The organism is Streptomyces roseolus, from assembly GCF_014649855.1.
In the GTDB taxonomy this organism is placed as follows: domain Bacteria; phylum Actinomycetota; class Actinomycetes; order Streptomycetales; family Streptomycetaceae; genus Streptomyces; species Streptomyces roseolus.
Genome location: NZ_BMTV01000067.1, coordinates 1 through 5,048 on the forward strand (window position 1 = coordinate 1; position 5,048 = coordinate 5,048).

The 5,048-nt window shown below is 73.7% G+C and carries 6 protein-coding genes; all 6 read right to left on the reverse strand.

The window, feature by feature from the left end; genetic code table 11:
• On the reverse strand, positions 1-676 hold a 676-nt coding region (locus tag IE245_RS36360; protein WP_189955707.1), incomplete at its 3' end, for an adenosylhomocysteinase.
• Between the two features lie 301 nt (positions 677-977).
• On the reverse strand, positions 978-1,943 hold the full coding sequence (locus tag IE245_RS36365) for a cation diffusion facilitator family transporter (RefSeq protein ID WP_189955709.1): 966 nt from the start codon (positions 1,941-1,943) through the stop codon (positions 978-980).
• 78 nt (positions 1,944-2,021) lie between these two features.
• Entirely contained in the window at positions 2,022-3,173 is a 1,152-nt protein-coding gene (gene manA, locus IE245_RS36370) for a mannose-6-phosphate isomerase, class I (protein WP_189955711.1), read from the reverse strand.
• A 205-nt stretch (positions 3,174-3,378) separates the two neighbouring features.
• Positions 3,379-4,527, reverse strand: coding sequence for an SIS domain-containing protein (locus IE245_RS36375; protein WP_189955713.1), 1,149 nt, complete (start codon positions 4,525-4,527; stop codon positions 3,379-3,381).
• Between the two features lie 138 nt (positions 4,528-4,665).
• A complete protein-coding gene (locus tag IE245_RS36380) occupies positions 4,666-4,848 on the reverse strand; it encodes a Trm112 family protein (protein ID WP_189955715.1) in 183 nt (60 codons plus the stop codon).
• 99 nt (positions 4,849-4,947) lie between these two features.
• Positions 4,948-5,048: hypothetical protein (locus IE245_RS36385; RefSeq protein ID WP_189955717.1), on the reverse strand; the 101-nt coding region annotated here is incomplete at its 5' end.

Sequence of the window (5,048 nt, forward strand, 5' to 3'; positions counted from 1 at the left end):
AGAGGAGCGTGCCGGCCTGCATCATCTCGTAGAGACGGTGGACGCCGGTGGTGGTCTCCTCGGTGACGCCCCGGATGTCGGACGCCAGCTGGGTCCACTTCTGCGGGGACTCGACGAGGGTGCGGTTGAGGAGCTGGAGGATGTAGGCGTACTCCTCGCTGTCCGCGGTCGACGGGTCCGGGGCCGCGCCGGCCTTCTCGAACTCGACGCCCTTGTGGACGAGGAGGGTGGCGTCACCGCCGTCGTCCAGGATCATGTTCGGGCCGCCGGTGGGCGTGTTCGGCCAGGTGAGGGCCTGCTCGGTGCACCACCAGTACTCCTCCAGGGTCTCGCCCTTCCAGGCGAAGACCGGGACGCCCTGGGGGTTCTCCGGGGTGCCGTTCGGGCCGACGGCGATGGCCGCGGCGGCGTGGTCCTGGGTGGAGAAGATGTTGCAGGAGGCCCAGCGGACCTCGGCGCCGAGGGCGACGAGCGTCTCGATGAGGACGGCGGTCTGCACGGTCATGTGCAGCGAGCCGGTGATGCGGGCGCCGGCGAGGGGCTGGGTCTCGGCGTACTCGCGGCGGATGGCCATCAGGCCGGGCATCTCGTGCTCGGCGAGGGTGATCTCCTTGCGGCCGAAGGTGGCCAGGGAGAGGTCGGCGACCTTGAAGTCCTGCTGTGCGGCAGTCGTCATGACTGGTGCTGCTCCTCGTGGGATCGCATGGTGAGGGTCGATTGTGGCGCCTGACACCGCGGTCGAGGCACCTGCGGGCATACGGATGCCCGGGTGGTTCGCGGTGCAGTCGTCGGAGGCCCTCTCTCCCTCGGCCGGTCCCCTGGGGGGTCCGCCCGACCGCCATCAGCAGCGACGTCTGGCGGTCTCGAATCTACACCGATCGGCCCACCCGGCGCAGGCCCGCAGGGAGAAGCCCCCGGGGCGGCGCGGTGCGCTCCGGGGGCTTCGTCAGGGTGTTCGGGGGGTGGTGCGGGGGGGCTCAGTGGCCGCTTCCGCCGGGGGTGGCGGCCGGGTCGGGGCCGGCCGCGGCGGCGGACTCGCTGTAGACGTCCGGCTCCAGGTAGATGACGCGGGCGATCGGCACGGCGGCGCGGATGCGCTCCTCGGCGGCGTCGATGGCGCGGGCGACCTCGGTGGCCGTCTCGTCGTGCCGGACGGCGATCTTGGCGGCGACGAGGAGTTCCTCGGGGCCGAGGTGGAGGGTGCGCATGTGGATGAGGCGGGTGACGGTCACGCCGTCGACGACGGCGTCCTCGATCTTCTTCACGTCGTCGAGGCCGGCGGCCTCGCCGAGGAGGAGCGACTTGGTCTCGGCGGCGAGGACGATCGCGATGAGGATGAGGAGGACGCCGATGCAGAGGGTGCCGATGCCGTCCCAGATGCCGTCGCCGGTGAGGAGGGCGAGGCCGACGCCGCCGAGGGCGAGGATGAGGCCGACGAGGGCGCCGAGGTCCTCCAGGAGGACGACGGGCAGCTCGGGGGCCTTGGCGCGGCGGACGAACTCCTTCCAGGAGAGACCGCCGCGGACCTGGTTGGACTCCTTGATGGCGGTGCGGAAGGAGAAGGTCTCGGCGATGATCGCGAAGACCAGGACGCCGACCGGCCAGTACCAGGCCTCGATCTCGTGGGGGTGCTTGATCTTCTCGTAGCCCTCGTAGATGGCGAACATGCCGCCGACGGAGAAGAGGACGATGGAGACGAGGAAGGCGTAGATGTACCGCTCGCGGCCGTAGCCGAAGGGATGCTGGGGGGTGGCCTCGCGCTGGGCCTTCTTGCCGCCGACCAGGAGCAGGCCCTGGTTGCCGGAGTCGGCGAGGGAGTGGACGCTTTCGGCGAGCATCGAGGACGAGCCACTGAAGAGGAACGCCACGAACTTGGCTACGGCGATCGCGAGGTTGGCGGCGAGGGCCGCCACGATCGCCTTGGTTCCGCCTGACGCGCTCATGGGTCTGTCTGTTCCCTTCGTCGGTGCTCCGGCCGGACGCCGGTGGCCGTGGCCGTGGTACGGCCGGTCATTGTTGCATCAGGCCACGACGGTCGCGCGGAACACCGTGCCCGCTTCCGTGAGTTCGACACGCTCGCCGGCGGGGACAAAGACGGATTCGCCCGGCGCGAGGGCGATTTCTCCTGCTTTGGGGTGTCCGGCGGTGGCGAGCAGGATCTGCGGGGTGGCGGCGGTGAGGTCGGTGGGGGCGGCGCCCTCGGCGCGTACGAGGCGGGAGAGGCGGAACTCGTCGATGGGGGTGTCGTAGACCTCCTCGCCCGACGGGGAGGCCTCGGGACGGAGCACGCCGGGGTCGCCGGGCTCGAAGCGGACGACGCGGAGGAGTTCGGGGACGTCGACGTGCTTGGGAGTGAGGCCGCAGCGCAGGACGTTGTCGCTGTTGGCCATGATCTCGACGCCGAGGCCGGAGAGGTAGGCGTGCGGGACGCCGGCGCCCAGGTAGAGGGCCTCGCCGGGCTGGAGCCTGACGTGGTGGAGGAGCATCGCGGCGATGACGCCGGGGTCGCCCGGGTAGTGGTGGGCGAGGACGGCGTACGGGCTGAAGGCGCCGCCGAGCCGGTCGGCGGCCGCGGCGGCCTCGGCGACGGTGCGGCCCATCTCGGCCGGGTCGGCGGTGAGCAGGGCCGTGAGGACCTCGCGGAGGGCGTCCTCCTCGGGGTGGGCGTGGAGGAGGTCCACGTACGGCTTGAGGGAGTCGACGCCCAGGGCGGCGAGGGTGTCGGCGGCCTCGGCGGGGGCGCGGAAGCCGCAGAATCCCTCGAACGGGGTGAGGGCGCAGATCATCTCGGGCTTGTGGTTGGCGTCCTTGTAGGTGCGGTGGGGGGCGTCGGCGGGGATGCCGGCGGCCTCCTCGGCGGCGTATCCGGCGCGGGCCTGTTCCAGGTCGGGGTGGACCTGGAGGGAGAGCGGGGCGCCGGCGGCGAGGACCTTGAGGAGGAAGGGCAGGCGGGGGCCGAACTTCTCGGCGGCGGCCGCGCCGAGTTCGCGTACGGGGTCGGCGTCGATCAGCTCGTTGAGCGGCCCGCGGGGGGTGAGGGACGGGGCTCCGGGGTGGGCGCCCATCCACATCTCGGCCTGCGGCTCGCCGGTGGGGGCGGTGCCGAGCAGTTCCGGGATGGCCGTCGTGGATCCCCAGGCGTAGGGGCGGACGGTGTTGACGAGGCGTTCCATGCGGGCTTCCAGCTTCTCGGGGCGGTGACGGTGACGGTGCCAGAGGACAGATGACAGGGGGTGGGTGACACGCGGGCGTCCGCGACCTGGCGTACGGGTGGCCGGGGGCGTACGCCGGTGTGGCCCGCAGGCGTGCGCCGCGCCTGTGCGCGTGCCCGTGGCCGTGTGTCGCGCCCCTGTGTCGTGCTCCGGGCGCCGTGCCGTGTCAGGGGGCCATGTGGCCGGAAGTCGTCAGGGAGAGGTAGACGGCGGCGAAGTCGGTGACGGCGAGGAGTTCCGCGAGGGTCTCCAGGGCGTCGCCCTCGTCGGGTTCGAGTTCGCTGACGGCGGTCTCGTGGCCGAGGGCGAGTTCGCGGGCGGCGGGGGCGGCGCTGAGGCCGCCGGCGGGGCGGTCGCGGAGGAGGACGACGCGGGCGCGGAGGGCCTGGGGTTCGTCGACGCGGTCGCGGAAGAAGTCGTCGGGGTCGGCGGCGCCCGCGTAGGCGCCGGTGAGGAGGACGCCGTGGGCCGGGAGCGCCTCGGGGAGTTCGGCGGCGAGGGCGGGGAGCCCGGCGAGTTCGGCGAGGACGGCGGCGAAGCGTCGGCCGACGGGTCCCGCGGCGTCGCCCTCGGTCCAGATGAGGGGCAGGGACTCGGCGAGTTCGGCGGCGAGCGTCTTGGCCGGGTTGGAGTAGGTGGCGATGGCGGGGCCGCAGCGTTCGGCGGTGCGGTCGAGGCGGTCGGCGACCCGCTCCAGGGCCTCGGGCGGGGCTTCGAGGAGGCCGACGCGGTCGAGGAGGGCGAGGAGCGGGGTGAAGAGGGCCCAGAGGGCGCCGGGGCTGGCGGAGAGGTTCTCGCCGTACTCGTCGGGTTCCTCGTGCGGGGCCATCGCCATCGGGACGAAGAGGCCGCGGGAGCCGGTGACGGCCTCGGAGAGCGGGGAGCCCTCGGGGGCGACGGCGGCGACGGTGATGCCGCGGCGGTAGGCCTGCTCGGCGAGGAGCGCGAGGCCGGGTTCGGAGCCGTCGGTGGTGGGCAGCAGGAGCAGGTCCACGGAGCCGGCCCAGCCGGGCAGCGCCCAGCGCAGGGCGCCTGCGGCGGGGGCGACGCCGGTGGGCGTGAGGCGTACGACGGGGGCGGAGGCGCCGGCGAGGGCGCCGATCAGGTCGGCGACGCCGGCCGCGGCGGTGCCGGGGCCCGCGACGAGGACGGCGCGGGGGCGGCCTTCGGGGCGGAGTTCGGCGATGCCGGCCTCGGTGGCGTGGCGGGCGGCGGTCCTGACCCGGGCGCCGGCCTCGGCGGCGCCACGGAGGAGGCCGCGCCGGTCGGCCGTCGCCAGGGCGTCCGGTGCGTCTAGCAGGGTCTCGTCCAGCATGGGGCCTCCGGGTGCGGTGCCGGGCGCTCGGGGTGGGCGTGCGACAGGTCGGGCGCCGCCCTGGAGGGTTGTGCCCACCCGTTCCGCTCTTGCGGAACGTATGCCCACAACCAGGGCGGCGAGCCGCCCGCAACTGGGTCAGGCGGGGCGGCGGGCCTCGTCCACGAGGAGCACCGGGATGGCGTCGCGGACGGGGTAGGCGAGGCCGCAGTCGGCGGAGGTGCAGATCAGTTCGGGGGTCTCGTCCGCCGTGCGGTCGTCGAGCGGAGCGTGGCAGGCGGGGCAGGCCAGGATCTCCAGGAGGCCGGCTTCGAGCGGCATTGCGGTGTCCCTTCGTACCAGTGATCGGTGCTGGTCAGCCTACCGCCGGGGGCGGGGAGTCGCGGCTCGGCGAGCGGCGGCCCCCCGCGGGTCCGTGGATCAGGCGCGGACGAGGGCGAGGACCTCGTCGCGGACCTTGGCCATGGTGGCCGCGTCACGGGCCTCGACGTTGAGACGGAGCAGGGGCTCGGTGTTGGACG